The organism is Algoriphagus vanfongensis DSM 17529 (genome assembly GCF_000429465.1).
In the GTDB taxonomy this organism is placed as follows: Bacteria; Bacteroidota; Bacteroidia; order Cytophagales; family Cyclobacteriaceae; genus Algoriphagus; species Algoriphagus vanfongensis.
The window spans coordinates 160,643-181,556 of record NZ_AUBX01000016.1 but is presented as its reverse complement, the minus strand read 5'-3'; the positions used below and the strand labels follow the sequence as shown (position 1 = coordinate 181,556).

Below are 20,914 nucleotides of genomic sequence, written 5' to 3'. Positions count from 1 at the left end.
AGTACGTAAGTGGGGAATGAGATATGAATCAGGCTCTCTCGAATCATTTACTGCTTCATCCTTATCATTATCCAAATTCCGCCCTATCTTGTATTGTACCTAAACCTGTATTCCATCTCATGAAACGATTACTTTTTATAGGCTTACTGATCGGGATTTTTAACCAAGCAAGTTTTGCGCAAGACAAAAAAGCAAAGTTTGGACTGGAGGTCTTTAAGGATTCGCTGGACGGACAGTTGGATATGAGCCGATTTCTGATCGAATATCACGGCTTCATCCCTTTGGCACAATTGATCACAGAGCCTGCTCTCGGTGGGATCGGAGGGATGCTGACCCCGATCTTTATCCAGCCCAATAAATACCAGGACAGCACCAAGTATGTGGCTCCGGATATTACTGCGGCTTTTGGCGGATATACCCGAAACAAGTCTTGGTTTGTCGGAGGGATGCGGATCGCATCACTTCCCAAGCACAAGCTCAAATACCGAATAGGCGTAGCCCACGGAGATGTCAACATGGACTTTTATCGAGTTTTGCCAGTAGTGGGGGAGCAAAAATTTGGATTCAACTTCCAGGCATCCGGGATATTTGGTTCGATCATGAGAGAGCTTGGCAATTCGGATCTATATCTCGGGTTGGATTACCTATTTGCCCGCAATCGAGTCAGTGCAAATTTTGATCAGATCCCTTTGCCTGATTTTGTCAAGGACAAAGACCTAGACTCCAATCTCAGCAGCTTGGGACTTACATTAGATTTTGACAAAAGAGACAACCTATTCACTCCCAATCAAGGCTGGTATTTAGCCGGTGATTTTTTGGTCAATGACAGTTGGACAGGCAGTGACTATAGCTTTCACACGTTGAATTTCTCTGTATTCAATTATCAGCAATTCGGAAAACAATGGGTCAGCGGACTCAGACTGCAAACCAAGATACAGGGAGGAGATGCTCCATTTTACCTCAAACCGGCTATCAATGCTCGGGGAGTACCTATGTCCCGCTATCAGGGAGATGCTGCCTATACTTTGGAAACCGAACAGCGCTATGATTTCACCAGAAGGTGGAGCGGATTGGTTTTTGCCGGCATCAGCAAGGCTCCCAGCGAGGACATTAGCTTTGGTGATGCAGAGTCGATAGTCAACTATGGTACTGGGTTTCGATATCTGATAGCGAGAAAATTCAAAATCAGAACAGGTATCGATGTAGCTTGGTCTAAAAATGACTTTGGCTGGTACATCGTCTTTGGGTCCGCCTGGAACAATAGAAACTAGCATCCCATGAAAGTCAGGTCAAAGATCTTCTGTGACTTCTGTCTCGTATTGTTGACAATGGCTGCTCAGGCCCAAACCACAGAGTCGGACACCACCCGAGGAATCCGTGATTTTTCCATTCTTCCACTTCCCGCCATAGCTTCCACCCCTGCGACTGGATTTATGTTTGGAGTCGCTGCGTCTTCCAATTGGCTCATGGGACCTGCCTCCAACACCCATCGCTCCACCATGGTTGCCACGGCGATCTATACCACCAAAAAACAATTGCTCCTTACAGCCAAAAGCAATGTTTTCCTCTTTAATGACTCTTGGAATCTCATGGGAGATTGGAGGTATTTCATCTTTTCCCAACCCACCTTTGGACTAGGCACGGGACCACAATCTTCCAAACTGGTCAGTACTGGATTTGAATATGAGGACGGTAGTTTTTCGCAAGGAATAAACGAGGAGCAAATGATGAAATTCAATTATCTCAGGCTCCATGAAACTGCCCTTAAAAGAATCGGAGATACCCGCTACTTTCTGGGGATAGGCTACCACTTGGACATTCACAGCAAAATAGATGATCAGCTACTGGACTTGGACACTGTGCCGCCTGCTATCACTTCACACTATGCCTATTCGATAGATAAGGGTTTTGATCCTGAAAAATACACTCTGAGCGGTATCTCACTCAATGCGCTGTGGGATAGTAGAGACAACTCAATCAATCCCTATCAAGGCAGGTATGCTTTCATTTCCTACCGGATCAACCCTGAATTTTTGGGAAGTAGTCAAAACTCTTCCACGCTTTGGCTAGAATATCGAGACTATTTTTCTCTCAGCAAAAAGCGTCCGCGACATTTGTTGGCATTCTGGGCCTATGGCACAATGATGACAAGCGGGAACCTTCCCTATTTGGATCTACCCTCCATAGGCTGGGATCAGTTTGGGCGATCTGGACGTGCCTATCCACAGGGCAGATGGAGAGGTCAAGGCATGCTCTATTCGGAGCTGGAATACCGATTTCCCATCCAAAAACACAAAGACACATTTGGAGGGGTCGTATTTGTCAATACCAATACAGCATCCAATCGAGATGCTTCTATCAAGCTTTTTGACTTTATCGAGCCGGCCGCCGGGCTCGGTTTACGATTTATGTACAATAAGCACTCCCGCTCCAATATCACCATTGATTACGCCTGGGGAAAATACGGAGCCAAAGGCTTCTATTTTAATGTGTACGAAGCTTTTTAGTAAAAGAAAAAACGGAAGACCTTCTCTTATTTAGGAAACAAAAAGATCAATACCGCTCTCCATCCCCAATCTGCTTTTCCTCCATCTGGAGCAGCCAGATTGAATCTAGGACCTACTACGAACTGAGTCTTTTGTTTACCAAGGGAGGTGACTGCACTGAAAGTCGGATTTAACCAAACAGTGCTAGTCGAAGCCTTCCAATTTTGAGTCCATTCCATATTAGCTCCTATGCCAGCTCCCGACTTCCAGTTGTACACCAAAAAAGGCTGTACAAACATCTGACTGACATCTGGGCGATCGGCATTTCCTGCTACAGACCAGACTTGATTGACAAGTCCCCCGATGGTCCAGCCATTGGTTTGCTTCAAAGCCACGGCTGTAGGACCCATCCCAAATTTCTTGGTTGTCAGATAATCATTGGATCCTGTCGGCAATAGCAAAGCTGGACCTACTCCCCAGGTAAGCTTTTCAGAATTAACCGGGGAGAAAAATGCGGAGACTACCGCATCACTCAGGCCCGCTTGCTTTTCACCTGGAGCTGTAATATTGTACTGCGTGACCACAGGCAATACCATCCGTGTGATAAGGTTGATGTCTTTAGTAATAGAAATCGGCACGACCGGCTGGATATTCATGGTATTCCGAGTGCCTTGCCAATCTCCTATTCCATAATCCGTATTATTCTGAAAAGGCACGGAAATCAAAGATGCGATGGGGTTGGCTAGTTTTTTGGCGAGTTCGGCAGCATCATCCTGCGCTTGAATAGAGCCCAAGGCTCCCATAAAAATGACAAAACTTGTAAAGATTTTTTTCATAGTCAGTTGGCTGTAAATGTTCAATTTAACTAGATGGAATAAAAATGGAACTATATAAGATCAAATTTAATAATTTCAAGGACTATTCATGGATTTTGTATGAAAAGACTAGGTATCACCTAAGAGGACTAAGGCAAGAAATTAAATCCTCCGAGATTTTTGTAACTACCTGAATGCCATAAAAAAGAAGCTGACCAAAATTGATCAGCTTCTAAGTATTTTCAATTAGTTATTTTTCTCTTAATTCCTCGATGGCTGAGTCAACTGCTGTACCACCTTGTCGATGGAAAGAGACGAACCTGTCTGCGGTGGGAAATCCTTAAATGTAGAGAGGAAGTTGGATGCATAGCGCTGAGCTGGTACAAATAGCCACATATTGTCGCCATACCATCTGGTATACATTCCAGACTCAAAAGAAACCTCATAAGGATCAGCTCTCAAATTGATCGCTAGTGGCCAGCTCGGAGACTTTCGATAAGCGGTATTGATAGCACCTTCCATGATAGTGAAGTGTAGTTTCCAATTTTGATAGCGAATGGCATTTAGATTACCTCCTGCATCAAAATAGAAAATCTCTTTTCGCGGAGACTCATCCACTTCACCTTTGAAGTATGGCATCATATTGTACCCATCCAAGTGCTGCTTGAATGTTTTTCCATTAGCCTGATAGCCATTTTTTACTTTCTCGACAATATTAGGTTCTCCAGCCGCTGCTACCAAAGTTGGCATCATGTCTTCATGGGAGAAAATATCATTGTAAACTGTCCCTGGCTCGATGACTCCTGGCCATCTGATAGCTGTAGGCACTCTGAATCCACCTTCCCAGGTGGTTCCTTTCTCACCACGGAATGGACTGGAACCTCCATCAGGCCAGGTAAATTTCTCAGCACCGTTATCTGTAGAATACATAACAATTGTATTGTCTGCAATCCCCAATTCATCCAATAAATCCAACATGCGGCCAACAGCCAGATCATGCTCGACCATCGCATCTGGGTAGAGCCCAATACCTGTCACACCATCACTTTCAGGTTTCAAGTGCGTCCATACGTGTACTCTCGTAGCACTCAGCCACACGAAGAATGGCTTTCCGTCGGCATGTGCTTTTTTAATAAATTCAACAGCGGCATTTTCAAATTCCATGTCCACAGTCTCCATTCTGGTACTTGTCAAGGGTCCCGTATCTTGAATCGGCCCATCGGCACTACTTTTCAGCACACCTCTAGGACCGAATTCCTTTCTGAATTCAGGATCTTTTGGATAGTAATATCCTTCTGGTTCTTCTTCAGCATTAAGGTGGTAGAGATTTCCGAAAAACTCATCAAAACCATGATTGGTAGGCAAATGCTGATCTCTATCGCCCAAGTGATTTTTGCCAAATTGACCTGAGACATAGCCCTGTGGTTTTAGCAGCTCAGCGATGGTCGGCTGACTATCCTGAATCCCGTGAGGATCTCCGGGCATACCGATGGTCAACAGACCAGTTCGGAAAGGATGCTGCCCCAATATAAAAGCGGCTCTTCCCGCAGTACAAGACTGCTGTCCATACCAGTCTGTGAAAGTTGCCCCTTCATTGGCAATTCTGTCAATATTTGGGGTTTTGTAACCCATCAGACCATTGTTGAGGAAGCTTACATTGCTCCAGCCGATGTCATCACCCCATATCACCAGGATATTGGGTTTTTCCTGTGCAAACAACGACAATGGCAATAAAAATGACAGTGCCAAAAGCCGAAGTTTCAGTGTATTGATTTTCGTCATACGCTTTTGATTTTATAAGTTTTAAGAATAAAGCATTTGACCTAATTTATGAATTTTTTGTCTTTTATGATTATCAGATACATTTCTTGTCTCTTTTTCACAAAAAAATAATACAAGACCGTCTCAGTCTTTCTTAAAAACATAGGAAAACTTCCTCAACCTTAAACTACAAACTCCTAAAAAAATATTCAGACCTAATGGATTAGTACCAAAGCGCCCAGTCAGTTTGCGAAAATCCAAACAAAAAATCCCAGCCAAATGACGGGGATTAATAAATAGACAAACTCTCCAAGGTCCCGATAGTTATCGGGATAGAACCCTTGGAGAGTTGCGATATAGATTAAAGCAGCTCCACGCTTCTCTTGACAAAAGCAGTCAAGTCTTTACCGGTCAAGAGACCTTGGGAAAGCTTGGCCAGGTCAAAGGCTTGCTTCGCCAATTGAATCTGAGCTTCTTCTCCATCAGCTTTCAAAATCTTATCGACCACTGGGTGGTTACCATTGATAGCTACCTTATAGTTATCAGGCATCTGACCGTAGAAACTCATCGGGCCTCCACCAGTCTGCGCCATATCCTTCATTCTGCGCATCCATTCTTCCATCGTGATGGTCACCGGAAGCTCCTCGGGACTTAGGCCTTCTACCTCCACGGTATAGGTCTGACTGCCGATCGCTTTCTCAAACAGCTCTTTTACCTGCTTGTTTTGATCCTCTGTCAGTAGGTTGGCATAGGAATCTTCCTTCTGGATCAGTTTCTCTACTACATCAGCATCCACACGCTTCATCTGAACTTTCTCCAGCTTAGTTTCCACATTTTGGATAAAGTGGCTATCAATCGGAGAATCCATCACCAAGACATCATAGTCTTTTTTATTCGCTGATGCGATGAAACTATCCTGCTTGTCTACATCAGTGGCATACAAGAAAATAGTGGTGTCGTTTTTATCAGTTTGGATGGCTTTTACTTTCTCCTTGTATTCATCCATGGTGAAGAATTCACCGTTGGTGTTTTCCAAAAGCGTGAAGTCTTTTCCTTTTTCGTAGAATTTGTCCTCGGAGATCATTCCGTATTTCACAAACAATCCGATATCACTCCACTTCTCTTCGTAGGCTTTTCTGTCCTTTTTGAACAGTTCAGCCAACTTATCAGCTACTTTCTTGGTGATATAGTTATTGATCTTTTTCACATTGCCGTCCGCCTGTAGGAAGCTTCGAGACACGTTCAAAGGAATATCTGGAGAGTCGATCACCCCATGAAGCAACATCAAGAATTCAGGAACGATGTCTTTCACCTCATCCGTAATGAATACCTGGCGGCTGAACAATTTGATCTTATTGCGCTGCAATTCGAAGTCATTTTTGACTTTCGGGAAGTACAACACCCCTGTCAAATTGAAAGGATAGTCCACATTCAGGTGAATCCAGAATAGCGGATCTTCAGACATCGGGTAGAGCTCCTTGTAGAAAGCCAAATAGTCCTCATCCTTCAGATCACTTGGCGACTTGGTCCAGATAGGAGAGGTAGTGTTGATGATATTATCAACTTCGACAGACTTGTATTTCTTCTCGCCTTTGTCATCCACTCCATCCTCTACGGATTCGGTTTTGGTCCCAAACTGGATAGGAACCGGCAAGAATTTACAGTATTTGTCCAAGATTCCCTGAAGCTTCCACTTGTCCAAAAATTCCTCGGAATCCTCATTGACATGCAAGATGATATCAGTTCCTCTTTCTTTTCTTTTGCCTTTTTTGATCTCGAACTCCGTGCTTCCATCACAAGTCCAGATAGCCGGCTCTGCACCTTCTTGATAAGAAAGCGTGTGAATTTCCACGGTCTTGGCCACCATGAAAGCGGAATAGAAACCCAATCCAAACTTACCGATGATCTCATTGGCATCCTTGGCATCTTTGAATTTCTCGACGAACTCAGTAGCACCGGAGAAAGCAATCTGATTGATATACTTCTTAATCTCCTCAGCTGTCATTCCCAGACCTTGGTCTGAGATAGTGATGGTCTTCTTTTTTTCGTCAAAGGAAACCTTCACTCTGACATCTCCTAGCTCTCCTTTGTACTGACCGAGCGTCGCCAATCTTTTGATTTTCTGCGTCGCATCCACGGCATTGGATACGAGCTCACGGAGAAAAATCTCATGGTCAGAGTACAAGAATTTTTTAATGATCGGGAAAATGTTCTCGGTATGGATCGAGATAGTACCTTTTTCCTGCATGGGTATAAATCGTTTTAGTGAATACAATAATTGACAGTGGGGAATTATCAATGCCTGTTCCAAACGAGAAAAAATGACAAGTTGGCAGAACCCAGCTTCAAGAGACAGGGAAGAATGGGCATTTCAGCCGATAATGTGAAGAATTCCCTAACTTATCACCTTCTCCGCACTTCAGCACCAATGGCCAATTCCGGATATTCAGCTACCCCTCTATTCAAAAAACTCGGAATCAAAACCGGGATGCAGCTTTGGGCATGGCAGATGCCTAGACCCTATGCTACATTTTTTGAATTGTTGCCTGAGAAAGTCGATCTGCTGGAGCATCTTGATAGAGTTTCAAAACTGGATTTTGTCCATCTCTTTGTCAAGAGTGAGCGCGAGTTAAAAGAAGGTTGGACCACAGCCATCAAATTCTTGAAAAAAGATGGAATTCTTTGGGTAAGTTGGCCAAAGCAAAGCTCCAGCATAGCAACAGACATCGGAAAATATGAGATTATGCAATATGGTCTTGACCAAGGGCTGGTGGATGTCAAAGTAGCAGCAATTGATGAGGATTGGAGCGGATTGAAGTTTATGTATAGAAAAACCGATCGATAAAAACCTATGAAACAGCTTTATGCCTGCATATTTTTTACCCTGATTTCCTTTCAAACTTTTGCTCAGGAAAGGCCTCAAATCGAAATCCAGACCAATTTTGGAACAATGGTCTTGGAACTCTTCAATGAAACTCCACAGCATCGGGACAATTTTCTGAAACTGGTAGAAGACCAGGTTTACGACAGTTTGATTTTCCACCGGGTGATCGAGGACTTTATGATTCAGGCAGGAGATACTGAAAGCAAACATGCCAAACCTGGAGAATCTGTCGGAGAGAATGATTTGCCCTATCAAGTACCAGCTGAAATCCGCCCGAACCTATTCCACCAAAAAGGAGCTTTGGGCGCAGCCCGTACCAACAATCCCGAAAGGGCTTCTAGTAGCACCCAGTTTTACATTGTGCAGGGTAAGATCCAAAATGACAGTCTTTTGACACACAACCAAAATCGGATCAATACCTATCTACAGAGACATTTTGCTATCAATGATGCTTCAATCAAACCTCTGTATGACTCTCTTGAAAATGCCCGAGAAGCCAAAGACAGTGTTTTGGTAAAAACTCTTTCTGAAAGGATGGAGGCCCAGGTGAATTCCTATGAGGATTTTGAGAAATACGAGATTCCAGCTGCTCACCGAGAAGTTTATCAGACTATTGGAGGCACACCACATCTGGATCAGAGCTACACGGTCTTCGGACAAGTCCTATCTGGCTTGGAAGTCATCGACGCGATTGCAGCAGTCCCTACAGACTCACGCAATCGACCTATCCAAAACGTTATCATCCTATCCATCCAACGAATCAATCCTACCAACTAAAATGAATCACTCCAAACGTACTTTGATTGCTCTCATGCTGGGCATTCTTCTCTTGCCCAGTTATGCCTTTTCTCAAACTTATGGTAAAAATGGAATGGTCGTTTCGGATCATTATCTGGCATCCGAGGTGGGAATTGACATCCTACAGCAAGGTGGCAACGCCATCGATGCCGCAGTTGCTACAGCCTTTGCATTGGCAGTGACCCATCCGGAAGCCGGAAATATCGGAGGCGGAGGTTTTATTGTATTCATGAAATCAGACGGCGATGTCACCACGTTTGATTTCAGGGAAAAAGCTCCTTTGGCAGCTAGTCCCACTATGTTTTTGGATGAAAATGGAAATATCAAAGACAACTCCAACCATAGCGGATTGCTTTCAGTCGGAGTTCCCGGAACTGTCGCTGGACTTTACCAAGCTCATCAAAAGTATGGCAAGCTTTCATGGAAAGAGGTCGTAGATCCTGCTGTGAAATTGGCAAAGAAAGGCTTTCCCATGTCTTGGGGCTTGTACCGAGCTGCTTTGAGGATGTCAGATCGAGATGATTCTTGGGACATCATGAAAAACTATTTCCGAGGTGCAGATGGAGAAATCGTCGCTCCAGGTGAACTCTGGAAACAGCCAGCTCTCGCTAAGACTCTGGATGAAATCAAAAAGCATGGCCGAGATGGCTTCTACAAAGGGAAAGTCGCCGAGGAGATCGAAGCTTACATGAAGGCCAACGGAGGGATCATCACTCAAGAAGACTTGGCCAAATACGAAGCCGTAGAAAGAAAACCACTCCGTACGACATTCAACGATTTTGAAATTTTCTCCATGCCTCCACCGAGTTCGGGAGGTGTCGCACTCCTGGAAATGATGAACCTGATGGAAGCGGCAGATATTACTTCCATCGAATTCAACTCTACTCCTTATGTTCATTTGGTTGCTGAGGCCATGCGCAGAGCATTTGCAGATCGGGCCGAGCACCTGGGAGATCCTGATTTCAATCCCCACATGCCTGTAGACAAGCTGATTTCAAAGGATTTTGCCCAGGAAAGGCTCAAAAGTCTGGATATGAATCATGCTTCTCCAAGTGATCCCGCCAAGTACGGGCAGCTGTATGGAGGCGATCATACCACTCATTTTTCGGTGACTGACAAGGATGGAAATGCAGTCTCACTCACTTATACATTGGAAAATTCCTATGGTGTCAAAATGGGATCTTCCAAACTCGGATTTATCTTCAACAATGAAATGGGTGACTTCAACCCTGTACCGGGAGTGACTACTGAAACTGGCCAAATTGGCTCAGATCCCAATCTGGTAGCTCCTGAGAAACGGATGCTTTCCAGCATGACTCCGACTATTGTAGCCAAAGACGGAAAACCATACTTGGTAATCGGAAGTCCGGGAGGAAGGACTATCATCAACACCGTTTTTCAGACAGTACTGGCTGTTTTGGCGTATGACATGCGGATCGACCGGGCTATAGAAGCTATGAAAATCCATCATCAGTGGCTACCCAATCAGATCGTGTATGAGAGAAATTTGCTTTCCCCAGATACGCGACAAGCATTGGAAAAAATGGGGCATACCCTACGACCAACTACTAATCTTGGTGTGTTGATGGGGATTACGTTTGACCCAAGCCTCGGCACTTGGGTAGGAGCCGCAGATTCTTCCAGCGAAGACGGAGCTGCAAGAGCTTATTGATTAAGATGAATAGTATCCCTCCGGTCATATGCCGGAGGTTTTTTTTCAACATTTTTCATTGGCCACATAACCATTGGCTCCAAGCTTCATTTTTTTGCGAAGTCCCGATCCATTTTATATCAAGTGGGGCAATTTGAGTAAAGGATACACCGAGTAAAGTCAAATTTGAATAACTTTTTAGCTTCTCATGCTTGCTCTTGAGAGAGCAGATCACGTAAATTCATATTTATATCCTCAAAAAGTATTTTTCAAAGGTCATTTTTGTATTTTGTAGAGGATTAGCGGTATTATCCAGTCAGATATGAAATAAGATTTGCTGCTATCAGTTTTAGATTCCACCCTGTTTTAATTGAGTATACCCCTGAGTAATGCTACTACTATTCTTCTAAATCAAACGCTTTATGCTAGGTCAGATTCTTCTTCTACTCGCAATTCTTTTTGTAGCAGTTTCTATGGCCTTTGTCATCAAAAATGTCCGAATTAAAAACAGGGCTCTAAAAAAATTAGCAGAAATCAATACTCAAGAAATTTCTGATTGGAACAGTCAAAAGCTGAATCATAAAAGGACTCAAATGGACCCACTCGCTGATAATACGGTGGCAACCATCATGTCCAAAAATGAGGAAGGTGAAATCAACCACTTATTCAAATCGATCGTCAAAGACCGAAATCACCTCCCACCTATGGCTCCTGCCGAACTGCATCATTACTTTGATACTTCAGCTCAGCTACCTGACTGGGCAGATCCGGACCTGATTGCACTTGGACAGCAGATTTATCTGCGACATGGATTTTGGATTGGCTTACTCCTGTGCTACAAATCCCTGCCAGAATGCTACGCCTGCGCAAGAGGTGCGGAAGTGCTCCATCGCACTGCCCGACTCAATGAGAAAGATGGCTCGCTCGACACATACTCGAGACGAATTGCTGAGACAGCACAGTTTGTGGTTTTTGCCATGTCTCCTGATGGATTGAGTCCAAAGGGAAAAGGGCTCGTTTCCACTCAAAAAGTACGACTGATCCATGCGACGATTCGCTTTTTTCTGAAGCAGCATCATTGGGAAGATGAGAAATTTGGCCAACCTATCAATCAGGAAGATCTGGCTGGCACTCTGATGTCCTTTTCGGCTCTCGTCATTGAAGGTTTAGAAATAATCGGGATCGAATTTGAGCCTGTAGAGCTCGAGGCCTACATCCATTGCTGGCGGGTAGTCGGTCATATCGTAGGGCTAGACAAAGATCTTATCCCCAAAAACTCTCAAGATGCTCTCAAGCTGGGTCATAGCATTCTCGACAAAGAAATGGCTCCCAGTGTTCACGCCAAAGAATTGGTCCGAGCTCTTAGGCAATTTCAGGACGTCAAATCCAAACCCATTTTGGGTAGTAATTCCAACATTGCTTTGATGCGGTTGATGATGGGGAAGGAAGTTTCGGATCTACTGGGAGTAGAGCCTATCGAACAGCAAAAAATCGACTCCATTCAGAAAAAGCTCAAGAGAATCACGAAGATCGGAGAGATTCTAGACAAAAGTCTGGTCTTTTCCATGGTGCTTCAATTTGTCACCAGGCTCGCACTCACACTGATGCTGCGAAGAATGAGCAACAAATCCATTATCAATTTTTACCTCCCCAAATCCCTGACCAAGGATTGGGAACCTACGACGCACTGATATGAACCAACCTCTGATCAACTTTGAAGAATATGCTCTGGCAGGTCTCATTTTCAATGGTATTGGCTGCCTGTTTTGGGTCGTGGCTTATGTGATTTTGGTAGTGGAGATTCGCAAGAAAAAATTTGTAGAAATGCCTGCCTACGTAGCAGGAGCAAATATCGGCTGGGAATTTGTCTGGAGCTGGATCTATCATCCCAATACAGGATTGCTATTTGCTCTCAGCTATCAAGCAGCCTTTTTACTGGATTGCTTTATTTTTTATTCTGTCCTGAGGTATGGCACCAAGCAGCCCATGAATGCTGAAACCAAGAAGCATTTTGCGCTTTTCTGTATAGTCAATTTTCTCTTTTGGATTGCCTTTAGTTATTTCTATAGAGGAGAAGGATATGACACTCTCATTGGTGCTAATTCGGGATACATCATCAATGTCATCCTGTCTTTACAGTGTGTGTTTTTGCTAATGCAAACCAAGGATACAGGACAATTTTCGATGGTGTTGGCTTGGTCCAGAATGCTCGGCACAGGCCTCATCTCCGTTTCCATGTTCATCTTTTATCCAGAAAATCACTTCGTCCAGCTCCTCGGTATTTCCTGTTTTCTTCTCGATTGCACCTTCATCTATGTGCTATGGAAGCGGCATGGCAAACTATTCGGTTCTCTTAGCAAAGCTTAGCCATGTTTCGAAAAATCACAGAGTATTTTATTCCCAAATCTAAATTGGAAACCGGAGACGAACTCCGCTCCGAGAGAATATTTGTGGCCGTTTTGCTGATATCAGCCATTTCCAATTTTTTGGGAATCAACCTAGCCATCGATATCGGGGCAAAACTCAATGGATACTTACTGCTGGTCAATGGATGTATCAATCTGCTGATTCTTGTAGCCTATCGACAAGGGCTTCCCAAAAAAATCGCAGCCACTATTTTCCTGATTCAGTTTGCGATCAGCTTTCCGATTCAGGCCTGGCTTCAGGGAGGACTCGCCTCTCCAGCCACTGCTGCTTTTTTCCTGTTGCCATCTGTCGCTATGCTGATCTTAGGCAAGCGCGCCTCGATCTTTTGGGTGATTGTATCAGCTACTTTGATGCTTGGAATATTGCTTTTGGAAAAAAGCATTGGTATTCCAGAGCCGGAATACAATCTGGACAAAAAACAGACTTTTTACTTCACTTCTATCCTCGGCACCAATATCACCATCTTCCTGATTTTGCTGGTCTACGAACTCGGCAAGTCCAGAGCACTTCAAAACATCCAGGAAAAAAATCAAGTACTCATCAACACCCAAGCCCAGCTGATCCAAGCAGAAAAAATGGCTTCACTGGGTGAATTGACAGCTGGAATCGCCCACGAAATCCAAAATCCACTCAATTTTGTCAATAATTTTTCAGAAGTAAGCGAAGAAATCCTAGAGGAAATCCAGGAAGAGATCGGCAAAGGCAACTACCAAGAAGTCGCAGATCTGACAAAAGACCTTCAAGCCAATCTCTCTAAAATCACTCACCATGGCAAGCGTGCCGGCTCTATCGTCAAGGGTATGCTGGAGCACAGCCGCAAAAGCGATGGAAAAAAGGAACTCGTAAACCTCAACAATCTCGTCGAAGAATGTCTGAAGCTGAGTTTTCATGGCCTTCGAGCCAAAGACAAAAGCTTTAGTGCGGATTTCAAGACGGTATTTGATCCTGACTTGCCTCAAAAGGAACTGATCGCACAAGATATCAGTCGAGTCTTACTCAATTTGTTCAACAATGCCTTTTATGCCGCCACAGAACATAACAAAAGCCCCGAATCCAAATCGCAGGCAAAAGTGACGGTTTTCACACGGCAAATACAGCACCCAGAAGATAAAATAGCCAGCATCGAGATCGCTGTTCATGACAATGGACCCGGAGTCCCTGACTCTATCAGAGATAAAATTTTTCAACCATTCTTTACCACCAAGCCCACAGGAAAAGGAACTGGCTTGGGCTTGAGTCTGAGCTATGACATCATCAAGGCTCATGGTGGAATGATCAGGGTGGAAAGTGAGGAAGGGAAAGGCTGTACTTTCATCATTAGGCTGGATTAGAGCAAGCCGACTAAGAATATAACTATAAAGAGAAAAACACATGAAACCAACCCAACTACTTCAAACCTGGAGCAGCGCTATCAATCCAGACAGCCAACTGAATTCCAGTAGTTTTCAGCAACCTATCACTAAAACATAATTGCAAAAAATGACCTCAAAACCTAAATTGTTTTTGTATTTTTCGAATACAGACTCTTTAATAAAACACCAAATAGGATTCACTAGCATAGTTTTCCTATTTCCCGACCAGAAACCTACTCAGTAAATGAGACCATTTTTTTACACACTTATTATCTGCTTATTTTTTTTGGGAGCATGCTCCCAGCAGGAAACAGAACAGCCTGCCAGCAGGACAACCAACTGGTCTCCTCCCCGCATCACCTCCATCTCTCAGTTGCCAGATGATCAAAAACCGAAGCTACTGGAGGTAGGAAAAAAAGCGGCTCCTGTCATCCATCCTCTTCTTCAACGCCCACACTCGACGATTCTGCCAGTACTCACCGATGGAAATGGCCAACCTATTCTTGACTCTCTTGGCAATACTATGATTTTGGGACAAGGAGGAATCTCGCAGTTCAAAAGATTCACGTCCGACGAAGGTCTATCGATCGATGGAGTAGAGTGCGCTATTGTCGACAGCAAAGGACACATTTGGTTTGGCACCAATGGGGATGGAGTCAACCGATTTGATGGTACAGATGTCACGGTCTATGGCATTGAGCAGGGGCTTGCGGGTATCTCAATTAGGAGTCTTTTCGAGGATTCACGAGGAAATATCTGGATAGGTACAGCAGACAATGGAGTCAGCAAATTTGACGGAAAAACCTTTACACACTTTACCGAGGAGCAAATCGGCGATGAGGTAGTCTATAGCATCTATGAGGCCACTGATGGGACAATATGGTTTGGTACAGGCGGACAGGGCATCACCAGCTATGACGGCAGCACATTTACCAACTGGACCATGGAGGATGGCATTCCGGACAATGTAGTCATCAGCATCTTGGAGGATAAGAACAAAAATCTCTGGATTGGCACCTATGGAGGAGGAGTCGCTAGGTACGATGGTGAAGAATTTGAGACATTTTCCATAGGTGATGGATTTGCCTCGGATCGGATTCGATGCATTTTTCAAGATCAGAAAGGGGATCTTTGGTTTGGCTCTTTAGGCGGAGGCGTGACCCGATACAACAATACTAGTTTTACCTCTTATGGTATGCAGGATGGATTGGCAGGAATGGTAGTACGAGCTATCAAGCAGGATCAAGAAGGGACGATCTGGTTTGCTACAGACCAGGGAGTGAGCAAATGGACGGGAAGTCAATTTGTCTCCTATACTACTGAGCAAGGCCTTGTAGGCAATAATGTTTCCGACATAGCGATAGACCAAATGGGTAAAATTTGGTTTTGCACAGACGGTAGTGGTGCCAGCCGATTGGACGGGATCGCTTTCACCAATTTCACATCCCAACAGGGACTTTCTGGCAATATCATCCTCAGCCTCATGGAGGACAGCCAGCACAACCTATGGATCGGCACTGCTGATGGAGGGGTCAATAAATTTGATGGCAAATCTATCCTGTCCTATACTCCAAGCGATGGACTGGCAGGGGAAATCGTCTACTGTATTTTGGAAGATCAAGCTGGAAAGATCTGGTTTGGAACAGCCGGAAATGGCCTCAGCATTTTAGATAAAAACAGATTTGTCAATTACTCGACGGATCAGGGACTCCCTTCCAACGAAATCTATGCCCTCATCCAATCCCATCAGGGCTACATCTGGATCGGCACAGATACCGGCCTGATTCGCTTTGATGGAGAGCAGTATACTCATTATACCAAAGAGCAAGGTCTGGCCGGAGATATTGTAGTCAGTATTTTGGAAGATCAAAAGGGTGTCCTGTGGATAGGCTCTCTGGATGGTGGAGTCACACGGTTTGACGGTGAAACATTCTCCACCTACTCCATCGACCAAGGACTCACAGATAGCGGTGTACTTCGGATCTCTGAGGATAAGGCGGGTAATCTTTGGATCGGAACGGAAAATGGGCTCAGCTATCTCAGTGCACAAAAAAAACAAACAATAGAAGCCTGGGATTCTGCGAAAGGGGAAGATCTATTTTTGACCATATCAAGCCAAGATGGATTACCGGATGATGTGATTTTGCAGGTGTTGGACTTGGGAGATGGGCGACTGGCCGTCGGCACCAATACCGGAATCAGCACGTTTGAATTCCACCCAGACTCCGCGCATGTCATTCAGCAACTGGAAGTCTATCACTCTGACACCGGCTACCCTGTAAAAGACCTTACAGATGGGCAAAATGGGATGTTTTTAGACTCTAGCGGCATACTTTGGGCCGGAACAGGAAGTGTCAAAACAGGACTGGTGAGATTTGACATCAACAAAATCTCTGAAAACACCCAAAAACCTCAGGTACTGATCAAGCAAGTCAGGATCAATGAAGAGGTTCTTTCTTGGGAGACGGTAAGGGAAGATTCCAAAACTGATATTTTTACCCGGGCCACAGACCAATTGATCACACTCAAAAAAAGACTCGACGAGGAGGAAAAGCTAGCGATTCAAGATCGATTTAAAGGTATTCAGCTAGACAGTGTCAGTCCATTTTTCCCCATCCCCATCAATTTGAAATTGCCTTTCAAACACAACCATCTCAATATCGAGTACGGGAGCAATGAGCTGGCCAGACCTTTTCTGATTGAATATCAATACATCTTGGAGGGCTATGATCCTACATGGAGCCCAGTGCTGAAAAGAACCTCAGCGACCTTTGGCAATATTCAGGAGGGGGACTACACGTTCAAAGTTAGGGCAAGATATACGGGCCCTGCCAAGGAAATAGCAACTGGATGGACCGAACCGATTGAGTTTTCATTTACCGTATTACCGCCTTGGTATAGGAGTTGGTGGGCTTACCTGATCTACACCGCATTGATTCTATCACTGCTCTACCCCTTCAATCGCTACATGAAATACCGTCTGCTCAAAGCCGAATGGGACAAGGCCAAAGAGCGAGAACTGGAGCATGCACGACAGATCGAAGTCGCCTATACAGAGCTCGCTTCGGCTCACGAAAATCTGAAGTCCACCCAATCCCAACTCATTCAGGCAGAAAAAATGGCTTCTCTCGGCGAGCTCACAGCCGGCATTGCCCATGAGATTCAAAATCCCCTCAACTTTGTCAAGAATTTTTCGGAGGTCTCTCATGAACTCATGGATGAAATGAACGAGGAGATCGAAGAAGGAGATTTTGAAGACGCCAAAAGCCTCGCCAAGGAAATCCAGGGAAATCTCGACCGAATCTCTACTCACAGCATGAGAGCCGATGCCATCGTCAAAGCCATGCTCCAGCATAGCAAAGCCAGCATGGGTAGCAAGGAAACTGTCGATCTCAACACGATCTGCGATGAAGCCATCCGCTTGAGCTTTCATGGACTAAGAGCCAAGGATGCAAACTTTGAAGTGGAGTACAGTACAAATTTTGCCACTGGACTTCCTCAGATAGAGGTCATCCGTCAGGAAATGACCCGAGCCTTGATCAATATGTGCATCAATGCATTTCAGGCAAGCCATGAGAAGGCCCTGTCCTCTGACATCGAAAACTATAAACCACAAGTACGCATGTCGACCAAAAAAATACTGGACGGCATCGAAATAGAACTCGCTGACAACGGTGTAGGTATCAGCAAAGAAGCTATCGCCAAGATCTTTCAGCCTTTCTTTACAACTAAACCCACTGGTCAGGGAACAGGATTGGGCTTATCTTTGAGTTATGATATCATCAAGTCCTATCAAGGTGATATTCGGGTACTAAGCAGCACTGGCAGCGATTCCGAAACAATTTTCACTATCTTTTTACCCACAAAAACCTAAAGCCACCCATCACGGTGGACCACCAACTCGCAAAAAGCAATGGTAATTAGCATAATATCACTGATCCTACTCTACTATCTCTCCAGACCGATGGGACTGATCAAAGTCTCACCCGAATGGCAAAGAATCTTCAAAGGAGGAATGATCGCATCTGCCATATTGATTACGATCATCGGGATCAAAATCCCGCTTTTATCCCAAGTAGCCACATTGGCAGCTATCTTATTGGCTGGATTGATCGCCTACATCACACTCATCACACCAGAGCTTCAGCATAGAAAAGGGATGATCTATGCCTGGCTTCCAATCCTCGCCGTGGAGACAGTAGAAGCTATAGTCAGGATGATCAGTCAGTCCTTTTATGACCAATTTCACAATTACTTTGAAGCTGCGGGAGTATTCGCCTTTATCTGGGCGATCGCCATGTGGATCATCAATACCAAGCAGCGCAAAGCGCTGGAATTGGAAAAACTAAAAGCCCTCCAGCGAGAAAAAGAATTTGAAATCACCGAACGGCTCAAGGCTCAGCTGGAAAGACAAGTAGCACAGCGAACCAAAGAAATCACCAAGCAAAAAAACGAACTGGAGAGTGCCATCAAAGAGCTAACCGCAGCACAAACCCAACTGATCCATGCAGAAAAAATGGCTTCTTTGGGAGAATTGACCGCCGGAATCGCCCACGAGATCCAAAATCCGCTCAACTTTGTAAACAACTTTTCGGACGTCAGTACAGAACTGCTCACTGAACTGAAGGAAGAGTTGGAAGCCGGGAATCAAGAAGACGCTATGGAAATCCTCGAAGATGTCATCCAAAATCTCGGCAAAATCAATCATCACGGAAAACGGGCCGACTCCATCGTCAAAGGCATGCTCCTACACTCTCGCAGTAGCACCGGACAAAAAGAACCTACAGATATCAATGCACTGGCAGACGAGTACCTTAGACTCGCCTATCATGGTTTGAGAGCCAAAGACAAGAGCTTCACCGCTGATTTCAAAATCGAAGAAGATCCGAGTTTGGAAAAAATAAATGTAGTCCCGGGAGACCTCGGGAGAGTCTTACTCAACTTGATCAACAATGGATTCTATGCCGCTGGAGAAAAGAAAAAAGAATTGGCTGCAGCTGGTAATCCGGACTTTGTCCCCAAAGTCACTGTCCGTACCAAAAAGACAAATTCCGGAGTGGAAATCCGCGTAAGAGACAATGGCAACGGGATTCCTGATGAAATCAAAGCAAAGATCTTTCAGCCCTTTTTCACGACCAAACCCACTGGTAAAGGCACAGGACTGGGACTTTCCATGAGCTATGATATCATCACCAAAGGTCACAATGGTGAAATCAATGTGACTAGCCAAGCTGGAGAGTTTACAGAATTTGAAATACTAATTCCAAATCAATGAAAAGCAAAATACTAATAGTCGATGATGAGCAAGACGTAGAATTGCTCTTTAGACAGAAATTCAGAAAGGAAATCAAATCTGGGAATCTGGAGCTGTGCTTTGCTTTTTCGGGTCAGCAAGCTCTGGAAATCCTGGGAAGCGAGGACCCTCCCCAAGTAGTGTATGTTTTTTCCGACATCAATATGCCGGGAATGAGTGGGCTGGAATTGCTGGGTAAAATCAAATCAAAATTTTCTGACATCACCGTCAGTATGATTTCAGCCTATGGAGACAATCAAAACTATGAAAAGGCGATGAATTCCGGAGCCAAGGAATTTTTCACCAAACCCATTGATTTTGAGTCTCTTAAAAAAGAAATCGGAGAAATGATCCTAGGAAATAAATAACTCTAAAAATGGTCAAAATACTGGTAGTGGACGATGAGGCAGATCTGGAAATTCTGATCAAACAGAAATTCCGCAAGCGCATCCGTGAAGGAGAATTTGACTTTTATTTTGCGCTCAATGGAAGGCAGGCTTTGGATCTCCTCGAGGAGCATACAGATATAGATCTGATCCTCAGCGACATCAATATGCCTGAGATGGATGGACTAACTCTTTTGTCCAAAGTCAAAGAGAAAAATTCCCTCCTGAAAACGGTCATCATCTCTGCCTATGGTGACATGGAAAACATTCGCACCGCGATGAACCTTGGGGCCTTTGATTTTATCACCAAACCTGTGGATTTCAGAGATTTGGAAATCACGCTGGACAAAACCATCCAATATCGCAATCAGATCAAGTCCACCCTCAAAGCCATGCGCGAAAACAACATTCTCAAAATGTATGTGGATGAGACAGTGCTCAATTTTATGGGCAACAAGGAACTCGAATCCAGTCTGATGGAAAATGAGACCATTGACGCCTCGGTCGCTTTCATCGATCTGGTAGCATTTACCAAAATCTCTGAGAATGAAGAGCCCAATGTCGTCGTCGGTTTGCTCAATGAATATTTTGACCTGATGGTCAAGGAGATCATCGAGCAAAAAGGAATTGTCGACAAATTTATAGGTGATGCTGTGATGGCTGTATTTCAGGGAGAAAACCACTTCGAAAGAGCCATCCGCACAGCTCTATCCATCCGTGACAAAATGGAACAGCTCCCGGTATTTTCTCCAGAGACAAACTTCCGACCTGAAGTATCCATCGGAATCAATGCCGGCGAAATGGTATCAGGCAATATCGGCTCCAGATCACTCAAGAGACTGGACTATACTGTCATTGGAGACACGGTCAATGTCGCTGCCAGACTCCAATCTGCGGCCAAGCCAGCACAAATTTTGGTTTTGGAAAGCTGTGCAGAGGCTGTCAAAGCGCACTTTGAGTTTCAGAACATGGGAGAAATCAATTTGAAAAATAAAGCCTTACCCGCTAAAGTATTTGAAGTAGTCAAGTCCAATTCCTAAAACTGGGGAAAAGCACATGGC

At 44.5% G+C, this 20,914-nt stretch carries 15 protein-coding genes; 12 read left to right on the top strand and 3 right to left on the bottom strand.

From position 1 onward, the window contains the following. The first annotated feature begins 119 nt into the window (after window positions 1-119). Window positions 120-1,271 carry a BamA/TamA family outer membrane protein gene (locus tag G460_RS0116135; RefSeq protein ID WP_026956336.1) on the top strand — a complete coding sequence of 384 codons (1,152 nt, stop codon included), beginning with the start codon at window positions 120-122 and terminating at the stop codon, window positions 1,269-1,271. Between the two features lie 6 nt (window positions 1,272-1,277). Further along, entirely contained in the window at window positions 1,278-2,507 is a 1,230-nt protein-coding gene (locus G460_RS0116130; protein WP_026956335.1) for a BamA/TamA family outer membrane protein, read from the top strand. Window positions 2,508-2,533: 26 nt separating this feature from the next. Here G460_RS0116130 and G460_RS0116125 read toward each other — a convergent pair whose 3' ends face one another. The 3 genes from G460_RS0116125 to htpG form a co-directional block, all read right to left on the bottom strand. Next, window positions 2,534-3,322 (bottom strand): hypothetical protein, encoded by a 789-nt coding sequence (locus G460_RS0116125; protein ID WP_035464549.1) that lies wholly within the window; start codon window positions 3,320-3,322, stop codon window positions 2,534-2,536. A 240-nt stretch (window positions 3,323-3,562) separates the two neighbouring features. Continuing rightward, the gene (locus tag G460_RS0116120; protein ID WP_026956333.1) at window positions 3,563-5,083 is read right to left on the bottom strand and encodes an arylsulfatase; all 1,521 of its coding nucleotides are present in this window, start codon (window positions 5,081-5,083) and stop codon (window positions 3,563-3,565) included. A gap of 340 nt (window positions 5,084-5,423) precedes the next feature. Beyond that, window positions 5,424-7,310 (bottom strand): molecular chaperone HtpG, encoded by a 1,887-nt coding sequence (htpG, locus tag G460_RS0116115; RefSeq protein ID WP_026956332.1) that lies wholly within the window; start codon window positions 7,308-7,310, stop codon window positions 5,424-5,426. A gap of 81 nt (window positions 7,311-7,391) precedes the next feature. Between htpG and G460_RS0116110 the strand changes: the two genes are divergently transcribed. The 10 genes from G460_RS0116110 (at window position 7,392) to G460_RS0116065 (ending at window position 20,893) form a co-directional block, all read left to right on the top strand. Further along, window positions 7,392-7,907: a DUF3052 family protein gene (locus G460_RS0116110; protein ID WP_211226760.1), complete on the top strand. Its 516-nt coding sequence runs from the start codon at window positions 7,392-7,394 to the stop codon at window positions 7,905-7,907. Window positions 7,908-7,913: 6 nt separating this feature from the next. Further along, window positions 7,914-8,723 (top strand): peptidylprolyl isomerase, encoded by an 810-nt coding sequence (locus G460_RS22005; protein ID WP_051316081.1) that lies wholly within the window; start codon window positions 7,914-7,916, stop codon window positions 8,721-8,723. A 1-nt stretch (window position 8,724) separates the two neighbouring features. Continuing rightward, window positions 8,725-10,416 carry a gamma-glutamyltransferase gene (ggt, locus tag G460_RS0116100; protein WP_026956330.1) on the top strand — a complete coding sequence of 564 codons (1,692 nt, stop codon included), beginning with the start codon at window positions 8,725-8,727 and terminating at the stop codon, window positions 10,414-10,416. A 401-nt stretch (window positions 10,417-10,817) separates the two neighbouring features. Further along, the gene (locus G460_RS22000) at window positions 10,818-12,086 is read left to right on the top strand and encodes an oxygenase MpaB family protein (protein WP_084421371.1); all 1,269 of its coding nucleotides are present in this window, start codon (window positions 10,818-10,820) and stop codon (window positions 12,084-12,086) included. Between the two features lies 1 nt (window position 12,087). Then, on the top strand, window positions 12,088-12,762 hold the full coding sequence (locus G460_RS0116090; protein WP_026956329.1) for a transmembrane-type terpene cyclase: 675 nt from the start codon (window positions 12,088-12,090) through the stop codon (window positions 12,760-12,762). A 2-nt stretch (window positions 12,763-12,764) separates the two neighbouring features. Beyond that, window positions 12,765-14,153: a sensor histidine kinase gene (locus G460_RS22720; protein WP_051316079.1), complete on the top strand. Its 1,389-nt coding sequence runs from the start codon at window positions 12,765-12,767 to the stop codon at window positions 14,151-14,153. Window positions 14,154-14,418: 265 nt separating this feature from the next. After that, window positions 14,419-18,048, top strand: coding sequence for a two-component regulator propeller domain-containing protein (locus G460_RS22715; protein ID WP_051316078.1), 3,630 nt, complete (start codon window positions 14,419-14,421; stop codon window positions 18,046-18,048). Between the two features lie 39 nt (window positions 18,049-18,087). Next, window positions 18,088-19,449, top strand: a complete 1,362-nt coding sequence (locus G460_RS0116075) for a sensor histidine kinase (RefSeq protein WP_026956328.1) — start codon at window positions 18,088-18,090, stop codon at window positions 19,447-19,449. Beyond that, window positions 19,446-19,835: a response regulator gene (locus G460_RS0116070; RefSeq protein WP_026956327.1), complete on the top strand. Its 390-nt coding sequence runs from the start codon at window positions 19,446-19,448 to the stop codon at window positions 19,833-19,835. The genes G460_RS0116075 and G460_RS0116070 overlap by 4 nt, the downstream gene beginning before the upstream one ends. An 8-nt stretch (window positions 19,836-19,843) precedes the next feature. Further along, window positions 19,844-20,893: an adenylate/guanylate cyclase domain-containing protein gene (locus tag G460_RS0116065; protein ID WP_026956326.1), complete on the top strand. Its 1,050-nt coding sequence runs from the start codon at window positions 19,844-19,846 to the stop codon at window positions 20,891-20,893. Window positions 20,894-20,914: the final 21 nt, after the last annotated feature.

Excerpts from the sequence above, each read along its gene's own strand:
- G460_RS0116120 (WP_026956333.1), bottom strand. The coding sequence starts at position 5,083 with ATGACGAAAATCAATACACTGAAACTTCGGCTTTTGGCACTGTCATTT.
- G460_RS22720 (WP_051316079.1), top strand. The coding sequence starts at position 12,765 with ATGTTTCGAAAAATCACAGAGTATTTTATTCCCAAATCTAAATTGGAA.
- htpG (WP_026956332.1), bottom strand. The coding sequence starts at position 7,310 with ATGCAGGAAAAAGGTACTATCTCGATCCATACCGAGAACATTTTCCCG.
- G460_RS0116065 (WP_026956326.1), top strand. The coding sequence starts at position 19,844 with ATGGTCAAAATACTGGTAGTGGACGATGAGGCAGATCTGGAAATTCTG.
- G460_RS0116135 (WP_026956336.1), top strand. The coding sequence starts at position 120 with ATGAAACGATTACTTTTTATAGGCTTACTGATCGGGATTTTTAACCAA.
- G460_RS22715 (WP_051316078.1), top strand. The coding sequence starts at position 14,419 with ATGAGACCATTTTTTTACACACTTATTATCTGCTTATTTTTTTTGGGA.
- G460_RS22005 (WP_051316081.1), top strand. The coding sequence starts at position 7,914 with ATGAAACAGCTTTATGCCTGCATATTTTTTACCCTGATTTCCTTTCAA.
- G460_RS22000 (WP_084421371.1), top strand. The coding sequence starts at position 10,818 with ATGCTAGGTCAGATTCTTCTTCTACTCGCAATTCTTTTTGTAGCAGTT.
- G460_RS0116070 (WP_026956327.1), top strand. The coding sequence starts at position 19,446 with ATGAAAAGCAAAATACTAATAGTCGATGATGAGCAAGACGTAGAATTG.
- G460_RS0116130 (WP_026956335.1), top strand. The coding sequence starts at position 1,278 with ATGAAAGTCAGGTCAAAGATCTTCTGTGACTTCTGTCTCGTATTGTTG.
- ggt (WP_026956330.1), top strand. The coding sequence starts at position 8,725 with ATGAATCACTCCAAACGTACTTTGATTGCTCTCATGCTGGGCATTCTT.
- G460_RS0116125 (WP_035464549.1), bottom strand. The coding sequence starts at position 3,322 with ATGAAAAAAATCTTTACAAGTTTTGTCATTTTTATGGGAGCCTTGGGC.
- G460_RS0116075 (WP_026956328.1), top strand. The coding sequence starts at position 18,088 with ATGGTAATTAGCATAATATCACTGATCCTACTCTACTATCTCTCCAGA.
- G460_RS0116090 (WP_026956329.1), top strand. The coding sequence starts at position 12,088 with ATGAACCAACCTCTGATCAACTTTGAAGAATATGCTCTGGCAGGTCTC.